Origin of the sequence: Carboxylicivirga caseinilyticus (genome assembly GCF_050589785.1) — a bacterium.
GTDB lineage: Bacteria > Bacteroidota > Bacteroidia > Bacteroidales > Marinilabiliaceae > Carboxylicivirga > Carboxylicivirga caseinilyticus.
In genome coordinates this window covers 21742-41721 of the sequence record NZ_JBNGOX010000030.1, presented here as the reverse complement: position 1 = coordinate 41721, position 19980 = coordinate 21742, and the positions used below count along the sequence as shown (strand labels likewise).

The 19980-nt window shown below is 37.1% G+C and carries 13 protein-coding genes; 3 read left to right on the top strand and 10 right to left on the bottom strand.

What is annotated here, in order from left to right:
- Positions 1–28: 28 nt before the first annotated feature.
- From ACRD62_RS15000 to priA, 9 genes are all read right to left on the bottom strand, one after another.
- A complete protein-coding gene (locus ACRD62_RS15000; RefSeq protein ID WP_430820922.1) occupies positions 29–3814 on the bottom strand; it encodes a sensor histidine kinase in 3786 nt (1261 codons plus the stop codon).
- 87 nt (positions 3815–3901) lie between these two features.
- Positions 3902–5407, bottom strand: coding sequence for an MBOAT family O-acyltransferase (locus tag ACRD62_RS14995; protein WP_430820921.1), 1506 nt, complete (start codon positions 5405–5407; stop codon positions 3902–3904).
- Positions 5395–6825 carry an SGNH/GDSL hydrolase family protein gene (locus tag ACRD62_RS14990; protein WP_430820920.1) on the bottom strand — a complete coding sequence of 477 codons (1431 nt, stop codon included), beginning with the start codon at positions 6823–6825 and terminating at the stop codon, positions 5395–5397. The genes ACRD62_RS14995 and ACRD62_RS14990 overlap by 13 nt, the downstream gene beginning before the upstream one ends.
- 92 nt (positions 6826–6917) lie before the next feature.
- Complete coding sequence (locus ACRD62_RS14985; RefSeq protein WP_430820919.1) at positions 6918–8468, bottom strand: lytic transglycosylase domain-containing protein; 1551 nt, start codon at positions 8466–8468, stop codon at positions 6918–6920.
- Between the two features lie 6 nt (positions 8469–8474).
- Entirely contained in the window at positions 8475–9128 is a 654-nt protein-coding gene (locus tag ACRD62_RS14980; RefSeq protein WP_430820918.1) for a DUF5683 domain-containing protein, read from the bottom strand.
- Positions 9129–9158: 30 nt separating this feature from the next.
- A complete protein-coding gene (locus tag ACRD62_RS14975) occupies positions 9159–10037 on the bottom strand; it encodes a ParB/RepB/Spo0J family partition protein (RefSeq protein WP_321406887.1) in 879 nt (292 codons plus the stop codon).
- A gap of 29 nt (positions 10038–10066) precedes the next feature.
- Entirely contained in the window at positions 10067–10846 is a 780-nt protein-coding gene (locus ACRD62_RS14970; protein ID WP_321406885.1) for a ParA family protein, read from the bottom strand.
- Between the two features lie 138 nt (positions 10847–10984).
- On the bottom strand, positions 10985–11983 hold the full coding sequence (locus tag ACRD62_RS14965; protein WP_430820917.1) for a bifunctional heptose 7-phosphate kinase/heptose 1-phosphate adenyltransferase: 999 nt from the start codon (positions 11981–11983) through the stop codon (positions 10985–10987).
- A 323-nt stretch (positions 11984–12306) separates the two neighbouring features.
- Entirely contained in the window at positions 12307–14778 is a 2472-nt protein-coding gene (priA, locus tag ACRD62_RS14960; RefSeq protein WP_430820916.1) for a replication restart helicase PriA, read from the bottom strand.
- A 111-nt stretch (positions 14779–14889) separates the two neighbouring features.
- Between priA and ACRD62_RS14955 the strand changes: the two genes are divergently transcribed.
- Entirely contained in the window at positions 14890–16182 is a 1293-nt protein-coding gene (locus ACRD62_RS14955; RefSeq protein ID WP_430820915.1) for an LVIVD repeat-containing protein, read from the top strand.
- A gap of 75 nt (positions 16183–16257) precedes the next feature.
- Here the strand turns inward: ACRD62_RS14955 and ACRD62_RS14950 are convergent, their stop codons facing one another.
- On the bottom strand, positions 16258–17109 hold the full coding sequence (locus ACRD62_RS14950; protein ID WP_430820914.1) for a TraB/GumN family protein: 852 nt from the start codon (positions 17107–17109) through the stop codon (positions 16258–16260).
- Between the two features lie 42 nt (positions 17110–17151).
- Here ACRD62_RS14950 and ACRD62_RS14945 point away from each other — a divergent pair, with 42 nt between their 5' ends.
- Entirely contained in the window at positions 17152–17970 is an 819-nt protein-coding gene (locus ACRD62_RS14945) for an MBL fold metallo-hydrolase (RefSeq protein WP_430820913.1), read from the top strand.
- 148 nt (positions 17971–18118) lie between these two features.
- On the top strand, positions 18119–19927 hold the full coding sequence (locus tag ACRD62_RS14940) for a sensor histidine kinase (RefSeq protein ID WP_430820912.1): 1809 nt from the start codon (positions 18119–18121) through the stop codon (positions 19925–19927).
- Positions 19928–19980 lie beyond the last annotated feature (53 nt).

Sequence of the window (19980 nt, the reverse complement as noted above, 5' to 3'; positions counted from 1 at the left end):
GAAAGAATTACAAAAATGTTGCCAATTTTTATTTTGGCAGACGCACATAAAAGGTAGTACCAATACCCAAATGGCTCGTACAGGTTATTTCACCCTTTAGTCCATCTATGTATCTCTTCACAATGTAAAGTCCTAACCCCGAAGAAACTTCGCTCTTATTGGTATGATTACTTAATTTGTTGAATTTCGTAAATAACCTTTGCTGATCTTCTTCCGACATTCCCGGCCCCTCATCACGGATACCTACCGTAACTTTGCTCTCTTCTTCATATGAGTTAACAGTTATATTCGTATTTGGTTCAGAGAATTTAATGGCGTTTGAAATAAGATTGGAGAATATCTTTTCGAGTAATGTATAGTCTGACATAACAACAGAGTCACTTAAATCCCAAAGCACCTCAATGTTCTTATTTTTCAGGTATTCTTCGTATTGCCCTACCACTTCTTTCAATAATGATGTGAGTGGCACTTTACTTTCATGTATTTGAAATTCATCCTGTTCTAATCGCTTTATTTCACTTACCTGATTGAGCATATCTTTAATTTGCCACAATGATTCCAGAATCTTCACCAAGGCATTATTCATTTCCTCAACACTCACATCTTTCTGACTTTGTAAAGCATTGGCAATGGATAATGAGGACGTAATTGGTCGTTCGAGTTCTGTAGTAAATAAGCGAATCAGATGGTTATTTTCTTCGTAAAGTCTGTCCAGCGCATCTCGCTGTTGTTGCATCTGTTCTTTCTGACTTATGGCTGTTTGACTTGCAACCTCCAAATCACTTTGCTGCTGTTTTAATTGCTGGAATGTACTTGCATTTTCCAAAGCAATGCTGGTATAAATACCAATATTCCGCATAAAGTTCAAGTGATAATTTGAATAGGCATTAATATCAGCACTTTGCACTGTGATCACACCAAAAGGAGCAGAGTTTACTTTAATTGGAATATATATAATTGATTTACTATTGATATCACCAGGAACTGGTCTGATTTCATTCACATAATTGGTGTACTCCTTATCAAAATCACGGATATAAATTTCCTTATCATTTAACAGGCAATGGATTGATAATCTTTCTGTATCATCCATTGTGAAAGTAAGGAATGGCATTCTTTCTCCCAGAAGATTAATATTCTGAAAATCCAATGAATTAGTCTCCTTATTATAAAGTCCGAAACCAAACAAATAAGTGTCCATTATTTCACTGGTTGCATTATAAACAAGATCGAAAATACGACTTATTGACAGGTTGGCAGTGAGTGTCTTACCAATCTCTGTCAGTTTTTCAAGGTCTTTATATGAAGAAGAAATAGATTCGGCTTGCTTTGTAATCTGTTCTTTCTGTTTTTGAAGCTCTTCATTTTTTGCTTCAATTTGAGTTTTCTGAAGCCTGATTTCTTTTGTTTTAGCAACCACCAGTGTTTCCATCTCAAAACGTAGCCTTCTAATTTTCTGATTCCAGATAAAGACAAATGTTAATATGATGATTATAACAAATGCGGCCAATAAAACCTTAAATGCAAATGTTTGATACCATGCCGGATTAATGCTAAAACTATAAAAAGCACCTTCATCATTCCAGATACCGTTATTATTAGCGGCAGTTACTCTAAAGGTATAATCACCTGGCGGCAGTGAAGGATAAGCTATTTCGTTATTTTTACCATAAACCCATTCTGTCTCTATTGGTTCAAGACGCCATTTGTATTGAATCTTCTCAGGAATAGTATAACATAAAGCATCAAAAGTAAACGATATGTTATTTTGTTCTTTGGGAAGCGACAACTGATTTGGTATTCCAAACCAGGGAACCAACGAATCATAACGAGCCAAATACTCATCACTTTGCCAAACAGGCTTTTTATATGACAGTTCTATATTTCTGATATAGACCGGAGGAGGAAGGTAATTGATTCTTCGTTCACTAGGGTTATATCGCATTACTCCTTTAACAGTACCAAACCATAAGTTCCCATCCTTATCCTTAAAATTGGCAGCACTGTTATTTTCAATCCCTACAAACCCATCATGTCGATCAAAGTATTCAATATCTTTAACTTCCCCTTCACTATTGATAAGCAATTTATCCACTCCGTTTTGCGCACCTGCCCAAATGTCTCCTTTATCATCAGCAATAATTGAATATATATTATCAGAAGATAAACCATTACTTGTGTCAAAAGTAGACCAATGAGATTGATTAAAACGAACCAATCCTTTAGTGTAGCTGGCAAACCATATCTGTCCTGCACCATCTTCTGCCGCTTGCAAGAAATAAGAAGATGAAAGTAATTTCTGATCTGCAAAATTTATTACTGCTCCATTCTCATAAAGCGAAATACCTCGGGGAGTTGTAATCCAAAGCCTGCTTTTACTGTCGACCAACAAATGTGTAATATTATTATCTATCAAATTTGAATTATACGAATTATAAAAGGTAGCCTTCCCTTTCACGCTTTTGATAAGTCCAAAACCAATGGTTGCAAAGAAAGTAGTGTCATTAATATGGGCAACACCATTAATATGGATTCTGCTTTTCCAGCCATATTGCGTGTTAATAAGAGAAGCTTTTTTACCATCAAAAGAAAACAATCCATTTCGAGAACAGATCATCGTTTTTCCATCCGGTAAATCATCGAATGCACTAATCACAGTAAAATCAGCAATCTCACCATCTCTAAATTGCTTAATTACTCCATCTTTTAAAGTACTGAAACCACCATCTCCATCGGCAAAATAATAGGTTCCTTTTTTATCCTGAAAAATGGTTCTGGTTAAATCATCGGTTAAGCCATTGGTATGATTCAAAGAGGTGAACAGATCTCCACTATATCTCACAAGTCCACTTCCCAAAGTTCCTAACCAAATATTACCTTCGGCATCCTCATGAATCTTAAAAACCAATTCGGTTGGTAGTCCATTGCTCTTATCGAAAATACGCCAGCCTTTTTTGCTGTAGTTTAAAACACCACCATTCTCAATTAAAAACCAAAGTGATCCGCTTCGGTCTTCAAAGGCATCAAAGATTGCTTTATTTTTAATTTTCTCAGGAAGGCTTATAGTTTTAATCTTTCCTCCGGGTTTGTGCACAATCAACTCACTCTTTTCATTACGATAAAAAAGCATGCACCACATGAGATTACTTCTGTCAACCAATAATGGGTATTTTACGGCCTCATCGTCAATTCCCAACTCTTGGGTCTCAACAATCTCAAGCTTACTTCCATCATATCGAAATAAGTTATGAAGGGTTGAAATAAGAAGATTTGATTCGCCATCGGCAACAATTCTCAGAATAAAATTATCCTCTGTAATTTGTTCCTTCAGATGCTCAGAGAAATTTATTAAGCTATCATTCTCAATTTTGTATAAAGTCTGAAGTCCGGAGATATCCCTGGTCAGACACCAAAGATTATTAGCTCCAATTTCGCAAAATGTCAGTCGATCAGCAAAGATAGTAGAATCCGACACAAGAATATTTTTGAACTCTCTACCATCAAACTTCTGAATTCCTTTAGGGGTACCAATCCAAAGATTATAGTTTTCATCGTGATGTATTCCAAGGATAATATTATCCATCAATCCATCCTTACGGGTAAAAACCTCAAATCCCATTCCATTAAACCTGCAAAGGCCTCCACCATTCGTTCCAACCCATAGATATCCAAATTGATCCTCCGTTAACCCGTTAATTTCGGATTGAGGAAGACCTTCTTCGAGGGAGTATTGTTTAAAATGATAATGCTGCGCACTAACAAATTGTAAGCTAAACCAAATCGTTACTATGGTTGATAGCAAATATTTTCTCATGGGTTGTCAATTACAAGATAAATATAATCTTTTCGTGAAAGCTTCACAAGACACTTGACGATGTACCTTAACTTTTTAAAGCTCTTTTTAGAATCTGAAATAGATAAAAGGCAAAATATCGGACTGATGCAGCTGAATAATGATATATATCATACTTGCAGAGACAATCAATTTTACAATAAGTGGAAGTTTTAAGAAAAATAGTTTGCCTCGATGATGCCACACTGAAGGGATAAAATGGATGATAAAACCAAATAAAATCAATAAAAATAAATAGGTCTGTGATAAAACAACATCCATTACATGATTCGGCATAAAAGCTCTGAAAAGTCGGGTGATTAAAATCTCAGCACTTTCAATTGACTCAACCCGAAACACAATCCATGTAAATACAACAAAATGAAAAGTAAAGAACCAGCTTATCAAGCGTGTGATTTTATTGCCATTTATTTTCCAGATACCATTAACAATGCGATTGAAAACCAGACCCAGGCCATGTAAACCGCCCCAAACAACAAATTTCAAGGCAGCTCCATGCCATAATCCTCCAAGCAACATTGTTAGCATCAGGTTAAAACCTGTACGAATTGAATTACCTTTATTACCGCCAAGCGGGATGTACAGATAATCGCGTAACCACGATGATAAACTGATATGCCAGCGTCTCCAGAAATCTCTGATTGAAGTGGCCTTATAAGGATAATTAAAATTTACTGGTAAGCGAAAGCCAAGTAATAAGGCAACCCCCATTGCAATATCGGTATAACCCGAAAAATCGCAGTAGATCTGAAGAGCATAACCATAAACCGCCATCAAAACCTCAAAGCCTGAGTATGCTATCGGATGTTCAAAAACACGATCAACAAAATTAACAGAGATATAATCTGAGATGACCATCTTTTTAAATAAACCACCAAGAATCCATAGAAAACTCCACCACATCCATTTGTTTGATACAACAAAACGTTTATAAATTTGCGGTATAAAAGTTCTTGCCCTTACAATGGGACCAGCAATTAGTTGAGGGAAAAAAGAAACATAAAATCCAAAATCAATAATATTACGAACAGGCTTTAGTTCTTTACGATAAACATCTATGGTATAACTAATTGTTTGAAAAGTAAAGAAGGAAATACCAACGGGCAGCGTTATTGAATCTATATTAAAACTTGTGCCAGCCAGTTTATTCATCTCATTTGCCAAAAAATCGAAAACCTTAATCGGTTGATGACTGACAGAAGAGTAAAGGTCTAAAATGAAGTAGGTATACTTAAAATAGGCAAGCACACCCAGATTAATGAGCAGGCTAAAAAACACCAACAGTTTCCTTAGATATTTATTCTGTGCTTTCCCCAGAAATAAACCAATACTATAATCAACAATGGTAGAGATGATAAGTAAGGTAAAAAAGTACCCTCCCGTTTTGTAATAGAAATACAGACTTGCTACAAACAGAAAACTACTTCGCAGGATTCTGTTTTTACAAACCACGGCATTGATCAACAAAACAATGGCATAGAAAATCCAAAATCCTGTTTGAGTAAACAAGAAAAGATCAGATTGGCTTTCTATCCATGTTATTAATTGTTGCATACCTGTAAACTATCTGATAATATAGTTAATGAATCTGCAAGGCTATCAAATCTATCCATCTGCTGCCAAAGTGCCTTGGTTATATAATCTGCAGCTCTTTTCCCACCATATCTTGATAAATGTACAAAATCAGTCAATGCCAATGGAGGTTCAGATTGAGTCCATTTAATGATGGATCCCTCTCCACCCATCGCCTCATACAAATCAAAATAGGCAAATCCATATTGAAGAGCTAATTCCTTCTGGGCGTTTCTTAGTGCTTGCAAATGAGAGTATGAATTCGTTTCACCATTCTCACTTTTTGCTGCATCGGCTATGCCCACAAATAAAACGGGAACATCAGGCAGGTATTCACTCAGCAAATCAAATTGTCTGGAGAGTATTTTTTTATAAAAATTATAATTAGTACGTTCTAAAGGTATGATATTGGTTCCGTATTGAAGAATAACCATCCCAATATTCAGATGTTCGCCCATTGCCTTAAATAAATCAGCATCAGTACGATGCAGGAGTGGTGAACTTTGTCCTCTTAAGGCAATATTATCAACTGCTACACCAGATAAACTGTCTAAGGCAACTCCTAATACTGCAATTGCGCTGTCACTCTTAACCTGAAAAGCTAAAGAAGGAGATATCTGCGGGAATGACCAGTTAATTTCTGTTAGGTTTACCGAAGCATTTAAGGTGTCGTTAATAACTTCTGTATCTTTTATAGATCCTTTAATAAAAACGGATCCTTTATGAGGTGCAATAAAAAGTCGTATGCTTTGATAATTTTTAGAATGATCCTCAGCCCATGGTGACCGGGAGATCTTAAATTCGCCAATGTTAGTAGCTTCCAAAAATGCATATTGTCCCAATAAACCATATGTATCTCTGTTACGATCTCTTTTTCGGTCATAGATGGTTTGCAGTTCCCAATTTTCATTATTATCCAACCAGACAGATGGATTCATCCGTTGAGGATCGAGAATACAATTCAATCCCGGACCACTTCCTCCAAAACGCATTTGAAAACCTTCACGCAGATTAGCTGTTATTCTGTCTCCTTCAATCTGCGAATCCCCAAAATGTAATATTCTGATTACCTCATTTTGCTCATGTACTTTTCTTAAACGATCATTTAAATTTTGAAGCTTGGTTAGAAAGGTCGTAGGACAACTCAGAAACAGATCTGTTATTACAGTATCCTTCTCTATTTCTGTCGTTTTACCCAACAGAAGACTATCTGTTAAAAGAGTATCTATATCAAAAGCCGTTATGATTTCAGCACTATCAGTTTCATTGATTATCAGGTTTTCAACAGAAGCCTTGTTTAAAATCTCGGGATTAAATTGAAACGGTATAAAATGCACCATAGCAAAAGCCAGACCTAATACGATCAAATAAATAAATAGTATACGAAGGGCCTGTTTCATTGCAATATTTAATGCCAAAATAAAAAGAAAATTTCTCCACTAAAAGAATTAGGGAGAAATTACATTTTTATATAAAGACCTGTGAACTATAATTATGCCTTAGGTTTGATCTTTAGTTTTTGCCCGGGTTTAATTTTAGCCCCTGAAGACAAATTATTCAACCGCATAATATCGGAGTTGCTCACTCCATTGTATTTTTGAGCAATACTCCATAAACTATCTCCCGAACGAACTGTATAATAGATGTAATTACTGTCCTCTTTAACCGGCTGAGTTTTTGATGCCGTTGTTGTTGAACCTGAAGAGCGACCATTTAAACGTTGCTTTTCAGCATAACTCATTTGGTTAATCTTCTTATAGTAGTCTACTTTGTGCTTTGGAACATAAACAGCCAGTTTTTGTCCAACCTTAATAAGATTACCACGAACATTATTCCAATAACGAAGGTCTGATGTTCTTACATCATACCAATCGGCGATTAATCCCACTGCATCACCCGATTTAACAGTGTACCAAACGGTAGTCTTATCTTTTGGCACTGAGGGTGTATATTGAGTGTATTCAGGATTGGAAACAAGCGCTCCACCAGGAAAGTAATTATTACGTTTATGAGCATAAATTGTATCCTCGTAAGCTGCAAATTCAGTTGCCAGGTTAAATGATAATCTTAACGGGAATGCATATTTCTTTGCAGGTACAACGTCACGTCGATATTGAGGATTTAACTCACGCAGGTAATCAAGGTTAACATTTAGCATTTCTGAAACCTGCTTTAAATGTAATGGCTGCTGAACCATTATGGTATCTGTTGCAATCGGAAGTCCTGAGGCAACAGCGTATAGGTTATGCTCTTGTGCATAAGTAAATGTATAGGTTGCAGCAATAAAAGCAGGCACATAACCTCTGGTCTCTTTTGGAAGATGGTAATAGATTTTCCAGAAATCGCGGTGACCACCTGAACGACGAATGGCCTTATTGACATTACCGGGTCCACAGTTATATGCTGCGATTACCAAAAGCCAGTCTTTATAAATGTCATAAAGATCCTGAAGGAAATCAGCCGCAGCAACCGACGAACGATAGGGATCGCGTCTCTCATCAACATACGAATCAATTCTTAACCCATACTGCTTACCTGTATAGTACATAAACTGCCATAAACCAGAAGCTCCAGCTCTTGAGTAGGCTCGTGGATTTAACGCTGACTCTATAATTGGCAAATACTTTAGTTCAATCGGCATTTGTCTCGAATCCAGTACTTCTTCAAACATTGGGAAATAATATTGCGATAATCCCAACATGGTCTGTACCTGTTCGCGACGTTTTATTGTATACAACTCAATGTATGACTTAACCTTAGAATTGAAAGTGTAATTAATCGGAGAGCTGATTTCAGACAATCGATTAATGTAAACCGAATCAGGTAACGAATACTTTGAGATACTATCATTAACAGGTATACTGTCAAGAACGAGGTTGGTAGCTGATTTGCTAACATACCATTGATTGACTAAACTGTCGAGGCATTCATCCAGATATTCAGGATTGTAATCCGGTATTGTATCAATAACTGTAGTTTGTCCTTTTGCACTTAATCCTATCATCACTATTGAAAGCGATAGTAATCCTTTCTTTAACCACATAGTATATTAAAACTTAAAATTCAACTGCATTCCAACACCTACGGTTTCTACAACAGGTGATGGCTCCATTATAGTTGGACTGATTCGCATACTTAAATCATCACTAATACTAAAATTATAAAAGTGAGCATCTACTGCTGCATCAACAATCTGAAGCATATAAACCCCAGCCATGATAAAATAACTTAGGTCGCGATATCTGCGGTAATATTGTTTTTTGTCATCCAAGGCTGATTCAAACCAAGAAGCGTTCTGATAAAGCTTGGCTTCTGTCCAGCCTGGCGGTAAAAACTCTAAATAACTTTTGTTTCCCGGGTCTTGAATGATCCAATCGCGATAAGCTGATTTGTATTTACTGTAATACTTCGAATTGAAATGAATAGCATATCCTGTTGCCACAATTCCTCCATAGACAAGTGGCAGTTTCCAGTATTTCTTATTGTAAATCTGACCCATACCCGGTAAAATAGCCGCGTAGAAAGATGCTTTATGCGGCGAATGGATCTTTTTGGCTTTCACCAGTTCCAGAGATGTTCCTTCCAGATAAGATGTGTCGTTACGTAACACCAATGTGTCGGATTGTGCCCCGGCTAAAATCCGGAATCCAAGCAGAAACATCAGGCAAATCAGCCATCTATGATGAGAAAATGTTAAGGTCAATGCTATTATTTTTCGGTAAAGCTATTATTCCTACTTGGCTTTATCCAATATCCCAATGATTTTTTCCAATTCATCATCCGATTTAAATGGAATAACAATCTTTCCTTTTCCATTTTCAGTACGTGAGAATTGAATATTGGTTTGGAAGAAAGTAGAAAGTTGTGACTTGAGCTCTCTGTATTCTTCAGGATCGCCAGCATTGGTTTTCTTCTCTTTTTTGGATGACTTACCAGAATTAAGCTCCCTAACCATTTCCTCAACCTTTCTTACCGATAGGTCGTCTTTAATGGTTTGCTCATAAATATTCAACTGAGCATTAGGATCTTCAACACTAACGATAGCACGGGCATGTCCCATTCCAATTTGTTTTGATACCAATCCTAACTGTACTTCGGCCGGTAACTTTAACAATCGGAGATAATTGGTTATAGTAGAACGTTTTTTACCAACACGTTCCGACATGCTTTCCTGTGTTAATTTACATTCTTCAATCAATCGTTGATAACTGATGGCTACTTCAATCGGATCCAGGTCCTCACGCTGAATATTCTCAACCAGGGCCATTTCAAGCATGGTATCATCATCAGCCGTTCTGATATAAGCCGGTACTTTTTCTAATCCGGCAATTTTAGAGGCTCTGAAACGACGTTCACCAGCAATCAGCTGATAACGGTCTTTTCCAATTTTGCGAAGTGTTAATGGCTGAATAATGCCAATTTCTTTGATGGATGCAGCCAGCTCCTGCAGGCGTTCTTCATCAAATTTAGTTCGTGGTTGCCATGGGTTGGCTTCAATTTTTGTAACTTCAATTTCGTTTATAGATGAAGCTGCCGGTCTACCCTGCGTTACCTCATCTGCATTGTCAATCAATGCTCCCAAACCACGTCCTAAAGCACTTTTTTTCGCCATATTATTTTATCAATTGATTAAATTAGTTCTTATTTCTTAACTGCTAAATTATTTTTCTTCAGCAATTCTTTTGCCAAATTTAAATAGTTAACTGCACCTTTCGAAGTAGCATCATACATTACAACAGCTTTTCCGTAACTAGGTGCCTCACTTAATTTAATATTACGTGATATTAATGTTTCGAACACCATATCCTGGAAGTGACGTTGAACTTCTTCCACAACCTGATTTGATAGATTCAAACGCGAGTCATACATGGTTAAAAGGAAGCCTTCAATCTCCAGTTCCGGATTCAGGCGACTTTGAATGATTTTAATGGTATTTAAAAGTTTACCCAATCCTTCCAAAGCAAAATATTCGCATTGTACCGGAATAATCACTGAATCAGCAGCCGTAAGCGCATTAACGGTAATTAATCCCAATGAAGGAGAACAGTCGATTAAAATAAAATCATACTGATCGCGAAGTTTTTCCAAAACACCGCTAAGTACTTTCTCACGATTAGGAAGGTTTAGCATTTCAATTTCAGCACCAACCAAATCAATGTGTGAAGGCATTACACTAAGATGATCAATTTCGGTTTGAAGAATAGCTTCTTTAGGTTCGATGCCATCTACAATACACTCATATATACTATTATCAATCTCCTTCAAATCAAAGCCTAATCCCGAGGTTGAGTTAGCCTGTGGATCGGCATCAACAATCAGCACCCTGTATTCAAGTACAGCCAAGCTAGCTGCCAGATTAATAGCTGTTGTTGTTTTTCCAACTCCTCCTTTTTGGTTTGCCAGAGCAATTATCTTACCCATATTTTTGGTGTTTTTTTGTGATGAAGTTAAGGCTTGCAAAATGGAAATTTTTTTCCGAAAGCCAAAGTTAAACTTTTCTTAAACATTTAGGCAGAGTACGATTATTTTTCGCATTAAGTTACGAACAATCGTAACCTGCTATTTTGCTAATTTAATGAGACATTCGTTAAGAAGCTCCTGTTTATCAATGGGTACAACACCCGGATATTCGCATACCAATCCACCTGCCATGTTTGCAATTGATGCAATGTAAAAAGGTTCCAAACCGGAAGCCAGACACAAGGCACTTACGCTAATCACGGTATCTCCTGCACCCGATACATCGGCAATATTTCTTATCTCGGCCGGAATAAAATGATGTGATTGCTTATCAATAATCATCACACCCCTGCGGGCCATTGTAACCATCAACTGATCAAACTCCTGTTCCATCAAAAAGGCTTTACCTGCTTTTAACATTTCTGTTTGATCATCAGCATTAATTTCCAGCTTACAGCCTTCAAAAAATTCCTTCAGGTTGGGCTTAAAGAAAGTAACCTGCCGATAATCGTTATAATTTCTCTTTTTAGGATCAACCAAAACCGGTATGCCTTTATCATTAGCCAGGTTTACAGCATAACTGATTGATGCCGGCGTTAGTGTGCCCTTGTCATAATCCTCAAAGATGATGGCATCAATTTTGAACTTTTCCAATAAATCAGCTATATGCTGCTGTAGTTTCTGTTCTAAATCAGTAGAGAGGGCTTTATCTTCTTCTTCATCTACCCGCAGCAGATGCTGATTCTGACTAATTATGCGTGTTTTAACCGTTGTTTTGCGCTTACTGGATGCAATAATGCCATCGGATGGCAAATTTCTTTCCTTTAGCAAATCCCTTAAAATAGTCCCGGCATCATCTTTCCCCACCACAGAACAAAGAATGGGTGTGGCACCTAATGACTGAATATTTAAAGCAACGTTGGCGGCTCCCCCCAGTCGATCTTCCCGCTGAGTAGTTGCAATTATGGGTACCGGTGCTTCAGGTGATATCCTCGTAACGTTTCCCCACAGGTAGGAATCAATCATTACATCTCCTATCACAAGGATGTGCATATTATCAAATCCATCAAATATTTGCGAAAATTCGTTCCGTGTCATACCAAAAAAATTTGCGTAAAGATAAAAAAAAAGGATAAGTGATGATTTAAGGCCGGAATTATGCCCAAACCCATTTTATCACAATTGAAAAAACAATAATAACATTGCGATTGAATTCTCAAAGACACACTGACAATCGCATACTAAACAAATACTTACATTAATTTTTGGATGAGATTATTTAAGAACCTCTAACATTAATTAAGATTATTATCACCTCTTTTGGCACAAGTCTTGCAATAATCCTATCAGATTTTTTTTCATAGATTTGGGTTAGGTTAATAATGAAAGGATGATAGCAACGGTTATCATCCTTTCATAGTTTATGCAGGGTCTACATCAATCTGAAAGGTAACATAGCGATAAGCTTGTTGGGCTTGTATCGAAAAAATTACTTCCTGAATTAACTGTTTCACTTTCACAGGTGAGGCTTTCTTTTCTACCTTGATCAGAACCTTTTGAATAAACTGATTTTGTATTCGGTTAATGACCGGTGCCTGTGGTCCGAGCACACGATTTCCTAAAACAATTCCCAATTGCTTCGCTACAAAGTAGGCAGCCTGTTTGGTTGTTTGCTGCTCTTTATGCTTGATGGTGATATTAATCAAACGATAGAATGGTGGATATTTAAAATGGTGCCGTTCCTGTATCTGTCCTTCAAAATGATTTTTAAAATTGTGATTGATCACATCCATTATAACCGGGTGCTGAGGATTAGATGTCTGAAGTATAACCAGCCCTCGCCTGTGCTTTCTTCCGGCACGACCGCTTACCTGTGTCATCAACTGGTAACTTCGTTCAAAAGCTCTGAAGTCGGGATAATTAAGCATATTGTCGGCATTTAAAATTCCAACAACACTCACATTTTCAAAATCCAACCCTTTCGAAATCATTTGTGTTCCAATCAGTATCTGAATTTTACCCTCTTCAAAACTACCAATTATTTTATCATAGGCTGTTTTACTCCGGGTGGTATCCAAATCCATTCGAGCCACTTTGTAATCCGGATACAAAATCGACATTTCTTCTTCAATCTTTTCGGTTCCAAATCCCCGGGTTTCAATGGCAGGACTATGACATGCCGGACAAACATCTGGTAGTTTCTGGGTATGATTACAATAATGGCATACCAACTGGTTAAAGTGCTTATGGTACGTCATGCTAACATCGCAGTTGACACATTTAGCCACCCAGGCACACTGTCCACACTCAATAAAAGGACTGAATCCTCTTCGGTTCTGAAAAAGAATAACCTGCTCACCATTATTCAATGCCTTATCCATATGTTCAAGCAATACGGGTGAAAAATGTGAATTCATTTTCTTTTTCCTTCGGGCTTCGCGGGTGTCAACGGCAATTATCTCCGGCATCTGAATACCTTCAAAACGCTGAGTTAGTTCAACCAGTGCAAATTTACCTTTTTGCGCATTGTAATACGATTCAAGTGAAGGTGTAGCTGTTCCTAATAAGGTTTTAGCTCCAAACAAACTTGCCAACACGATAGCTGCATCCCGGGCATGGTAACGCGGAGCAGGATCGAACTGCTTGTATGTATTTTCGTGTTCTTCGTCAACAATGATTAGCCCAAGATTTTTGAATGGCAAGAATATGGATGAACGAACACCAAGTATGATCTGATAATTTTTTTGTTCCAAAAGGTTATGCCATACCTCAACCCTTTCGGCATCGGCAAACTTACTGTGGTAAATACCCAACAGATTGCCAAAATGCTTCTTTAGTCGTGTTGTAATCTGGGTTGTCAGTGCTATCTCAGGAAGCAGATATAAAACCTGTTTGCCTTTTTGAAGCTGTTCCTCTATAAGGTGAATATAAATTTCGGTTTTACCACCCGATGTAACTCCATGCAGCAGACATACATCCTTTTCTTCAAATGCTCTTCTAATTTGCTCATGAGCCTCGACCTGGGCATCATTTAAAGGATGTGCTTCATGCTTCTCTTTTTCTGAAAGATCTAAACGGTCGATGCTCCGCTCTGTTTCCTCCAGTATATTTTTGTTGATGAGTTCCTTTAGCACAGCAGGAGATGCATTATTCTTCTTCAATAACTCCTGGCGGGTAACAACCGCACCATTATTGGCTTTATTCATCCCTCCACAGAGCGAAAGAAACGACATCAGTAATTCGAGTTGTTTGGGAGCACGTGATAAATTATCAAAAGCCAAATGCATGCTTTGCTCATCCCGGCGTGAGTGATGCAACGACAGCACTCTCTCTGTTTTGGCTTTGTAGCTTTCTTTTAATTTTTCGTTTACAAATAAGGCATTGAATTCAAGCAGACGTTTTATAATTGGCAGACAATTCTTTAACCCGCTCAATTGATTCAACTCATTGATAGTGCAAACTTTTTTAGCAGATACGATATCAAGAATCTTGTCTTCGTTAGCCGTAAGTGGTTTCTCAGCTACAAACTCGGCATTGTAAATTACATTGGTTTCACTCTCCATCTTCAACCCCGAAGGAAGTGCTGCTTTGTAAATCTCACCTAAGGTACACTGATAATATTCGGCCAGCCATTCCCAGAACCGGAGTTGTTCTTTATTGACAATGGGTTCCGAATCAAGCAGACTAACAATGGGTTTTGTTTCGTACTCTTTGGGTTCATCACTGTGGATCTTATAAACAATACCCGAATACGATTTCTTCTTACCAAATGATACCACCACGCGTTTACCAACTTCAACCATAGAATTCATTTCATCAGGAATACTATAGGTGAAGAGCCTGGGTAAGGGTACCGGCAGGATAATATCAGCAAAGCGGTTTTGTGAACTCATTAAAGAATGCATTTATGGCTTTAAAGATACATAGTCCTTTCGGAATTTTTATTCAAAAGCAACCTTTACCATAAAATGCCATCTAATAATAAACTGATTTAAAACCTGACTATGAATATCAAGTACAGCTACATTTTATTTCTGATATCGCTTATCGCACTGAGTGGATGCCAGGATAAAACCTATGAAGAATATCTGGTAAACGAACCTGTTTACATGTCGTACGAAGATTTGCGGAAAAGCATCAAAGAAACTGATGAGCAACCATTGGAAGTGCCGGGTAAGATTTATTTTAAAGACAATTTCATTTTTATCAATGAATTGATGAAGGGCGTACATGTTTATGACAATTCAAACCCAGAGACTCCTGTTTATAAAACATTTATTGAAATACCTGGTAATGTAGATATTGCTATCAAAGGTGATTTGCTTTATGCCGACAGTTATATTGATTTGGTGGCTATTGATATTTCAACTCTCGATAATCCAGTTGAAAAACATCGGATAAAAAGTGTTTTTAATTACACAGTACCTGAAACAAAGAATGATTACAGGGTAGGTTCAATTGACTACTCAAAAGGGGTAGTGGTTGATTGGACTGTTAAAGAAGTGCGCGAAGAAGTAATTGAAAATGATTACCCCATTTATTACGACATCCTTTATACAGCCGATTATGCCATGTTTAATTCGGCTGGAGCTGAAGCATCGGGTCAAAGTTCAGACACACAAGGAACAGCTGGATCGCTTGCCCGTTTTATGTTGTATCAGAATTATTTATACGTGATTCAGCAAGGGTGGTATGTTGATGTTTTCGACATAACATCACCGGATACACCAATCTCAAAAAATGGTTTTTATACCAATAACAATGCGGAAACATTATTTATCAAAAACGATAAGTTGTTTATTGGTGGACAAAGTGGAATGCAGATTTTTAGTCTTAGCAATCCTGAAGTACCTGAATATATATCAGGTTACAGCCACATAACAGCCTGCGATCCGGTTGTGGTAAACGACGAGTATGCTTTTGTTACCCTTCGTGCAAATAACTTTTGCGGAGGCAACACCAATCAGTTGGATGTTATTGATATAAGGAATATAGAAACACCATTGCTTAAAAATTCTGTAGTACTAACAAATCCGCATGGATTAGGCATTGATGGTGATTACTTATTTGTATGTGACGGTGATGACGGTTTACGCGTGTTTGATGCATCATTGCCCGAACAAATGGATATTTCCAATCAGCTAAAGCAGTTTAATGATATCCATGCTTTTGATGTGATTCCACTGGGCGATATTTTACTCACCATTGGAGAAGATGGCTTTTATCAATACGACTATACTAATATAAATGACATGAAGTTGCTAAGCTCTATTAGAGTAGTTGCTTCGGAAGATTAACAACACTATGTTGAGCCTTAACATAGCTCTGATTACTTTAATAAAGCGGAAGACCGGTCTTCCGCTTTTTCATATTTATTGAACAGGTTCAACCTTGTATCCTTCTTTTCTTAGAAGTTTTATCAGTCCATTCTCTCCTGCAAGATGCCCGGCACCCACAGCTATAAAACTTGGTTTGGCATTGATTGTTTTTGCAATAACAGGCACCCATTTCACATTTCTGTTATCCAGCAAAAATTCACTAAAGTCCTCCATCTCACCTTCTTCCAGAATATATTGGTACAGAGCATTAATATCTTGCTTTTTATAAACTGCTACCATCTCAACAAATAAAGCCTTGTCTTCATCCTTATTTATAATACCATCCATTAGTAGTTCAAGCTGTTTTTCGTAGGGTATATTTTCAAAAATGGCTATTTGCTCTGTGGCGGTTTCAAGGCTCACAACAGGAAGTTTGGCTTCACCGGCCATTTTAGAAAACTCCATCTCATATTGAGCAGGTTGTTCGCAATTTAATGCCAGCTTTACACTTAACATGGTTGATAAAGCCCAGGGCTTAAGTATTCCCAGCTGATCAATTCCAACACCCAGGGTTTGAGTAAGTACTTTATTAAGTAATTCCTGATCTTCTTCCGATAGGTCACTCTTTATATTCTTCATCTGGGGATTCATCATTCCTTGCTGAACTGTTTGCAATACGGTAGGATCAGTTATATCCATCTCCAGCATCAGTTGCTCACAGCTGTTCAGCTTTTCGGATGTCTGCTCCGGCATAAAAAAATCATCGGGACAAATAACATGAATAGTACCAAAAAGATACGAAGGTTTTTCAAGTCCATTCCCACTAATCTCCCACAACAATGAATTTTGCCCGTACGAAAGGCTAATTAAAAATACAAAAAGGGTTAATGCTAGTAATTTCTTCATAATTTAGTTCTTGATTTATCTCTAAAATTGAATTGAAAGGTAGTGAAAATAATAAATGTCATCGAAAACAAAAGTCACGATCAACAGATCCTCTGCGAACACGGATTATCAACCTATCTGGAAGTGAATAACAAAGCTGTGCTGTTTGATGTAGGTCAGTCTGATAAGTTTATTCACAATGCTCACGCTTTAGGAATTGATTTAAAAAACATTGATTACGTCATTCTTAGTCATGGCCATTATGATCATACCGGCGGCTTGCCCTCCTTCTTAAAAATCAATTCAAAAGCAAAGGTAATAATGCATACCGATGCTTTTAAAGAGCGATTCTCACGGTCAGCCAATATGATTAAGTCAAATGGAATTCCCTGGAAAGAAGAATGGAAGACTTTTGCTGATCGCATTCAATTTATTGACAAAACAGTGGAACTATTTACTGATTTCTGGGTAGTTACCAACTTAACCAGCGCAGGACAAACCCCCATATTAAACCAGCGCTTGGTATATAAAAATGAAAATGAGTATATGCCTGATCCGTTCGAAGATGAAGTGGTGGTGGTTGCAAAAGAAAATGACCACACGGCTTTATTAAGCGGTTGTGCACACAACGGCATTGTAAATATTACTGAAACCATTAAATCTCAACTAGGCATTGATCAATATAGTTTTATAGGTGGCGGATTACACTTAAACGGAAGATCAGAAGAAGAAATCAAAAATGTAATTGAAGGATTAAAAACCATTCGCGTTGATCAATGGGGTTTGAATCACTGCACAGGTGATGAGGCCATTACATTATTTGAACAATTTTTTCATCATAAGGTTATAACCTTTAATAGTGGCGCACGTATCGAATTCTGACTGTTGATATATAGTTAGTTGATTACTGTTTGAATCAAAATAACTAACTTTGTGTTTAGTAAGGGAAAATAACAACAGGTATTATTAAATAACTAATGCTATTCTGTATTATCAGAAAGCATTTTGGGGGAGTTGGAAGATATACCAAATGGGGAGACAAGAATCAAATATCGGGATTGATTCTCTTAAAAACCGAATTGTAAACATTTCATTGGTTGTTGGGGGATTGATGTATGCTACCGCTTTTGCGCTTAGCTTTAGCGATGTGCCAAACTATTTTAATAAACTGAATTACATAGTAAATACATTTACGTTATCTCTTGCAATATCAGTAGCCATATTTAGGAAAAGGCTCAGCCTGAAAATTAAATCGTCCATTCTGATATTTGCACTGATAACAGTTGTTATACTTCATGTTGCCTGGCTAGGAATTTATTCAGAGTATCTGCCATTGATTATCATGGTACCCTTCTTTTCAACCATGGCATTTAGCCTTAAACATTCTGTTATTATCTTTTTAAGTACCATTGCCGCCATCGTTTTATTGGGTCTGTTACACGTTAGTGGTTATCTCTCCGTAAGAGATATCGACCTTGAACGATACTCTCATATACAGACATGGATTCTGGCCCTTTTGATTTTAGGATTTGTGTCCATTTCTATTTTAATTATCCTTACGCAATTTAATACTTCCTTTTTTCGTCTGCTTCAAGACCTGAAACAAAAAAACAGAAGCCTGACATTTAGCGAACAGAGTTATCGCGAGATATTTAATTCATCAACCGATGCTATCTTCAAAATGGACTACCAGGGAAATATTGAAGATGTAAACGATGCCATGCTAGAGATGTATGGTTATATAAGGGAAGAGATACAGTTTATAGAATGGAAAGAACTGAATAAGAATAAAGAAGGATATGGTTATGAGGAAGTTAAAAAATATTTCACGGAAGTAATAGAACACGGAAGTACCGTTTTCGAATGGCTTTCAACCAAAAGAAATGGGGAAACATTCTGGATAGAGGTATCAATGAAAAAAGCCAGAATTCTTGGTCAAAACAAATTATTGGCTGTTGTTAGAGATATTGATGAAAAGAAAAAAATACAAATACAGTTAGATAATTACAGAAACCGCCTGGAAGATTTAGTACAAGAAAGAACTGTTGCCTTGCACCGGGCAAATGATGAACTAACGAGAATCAACGGGGATCTGATTTACCAAAAAGAGGAATTAAGAACGACTCTTGAAGAGTTAAAGAGTGCTCATGAAAAACTGTTAAGGTCGGAGAAAATGGCAACCTTAGGTGTTTTGTCAGCAGGCATAGCCCACGAAGTAAACAGTCCTTTACAATACATACAGGCCGGCTCATTAGGTTTAGAAGCCTATTTTGAAGACAATTACAATGACATACCTGAAGAAATTAACATTCTTCTGAATTCAATTAATGAAGGTGTAAGCCGATCGGCAGATATTGTAGCCAGTTTAAATCAATTCAGCAGACAAAAAAATGAGAAAACAGAACATTTCAATATTCATACTATCATTGATAACTGTTTAAATATCCTTTCGAATAAAATAAAACATAGAATTGAAATTGAAAGACAATTCTATTATGAGCCTATTATTATTTCGGGTAACGAAGGGCAACTGCACCAGGTTATAATCAACATTCTAAATAATGCCGCTCAGGCTATTACTAAAGAAGGTAAGATTATTATTAAAACATTAGTTGATAATGATAACGTTCAGCTTGTTTTTATTGATAGCGGTAAAGGCATAAGCCCTGAGGATATTAACCGATTAACAGAGCCATTCTTCACAACCAAACCATCGGGTGAAGGAACAGGTTTAGGATTATCAATAACTCAAAAGATTATTGAGGAACACAATGGTCAGTTACTCTTTGAATCTGAATTGGGCATGGGCACAACCGTTCGAATTTCATTACCCCTTTAAAAAACAAAAGGCCACTCAAAATGAGTAGCCTTCGTTTTTATTCAACAATTGTA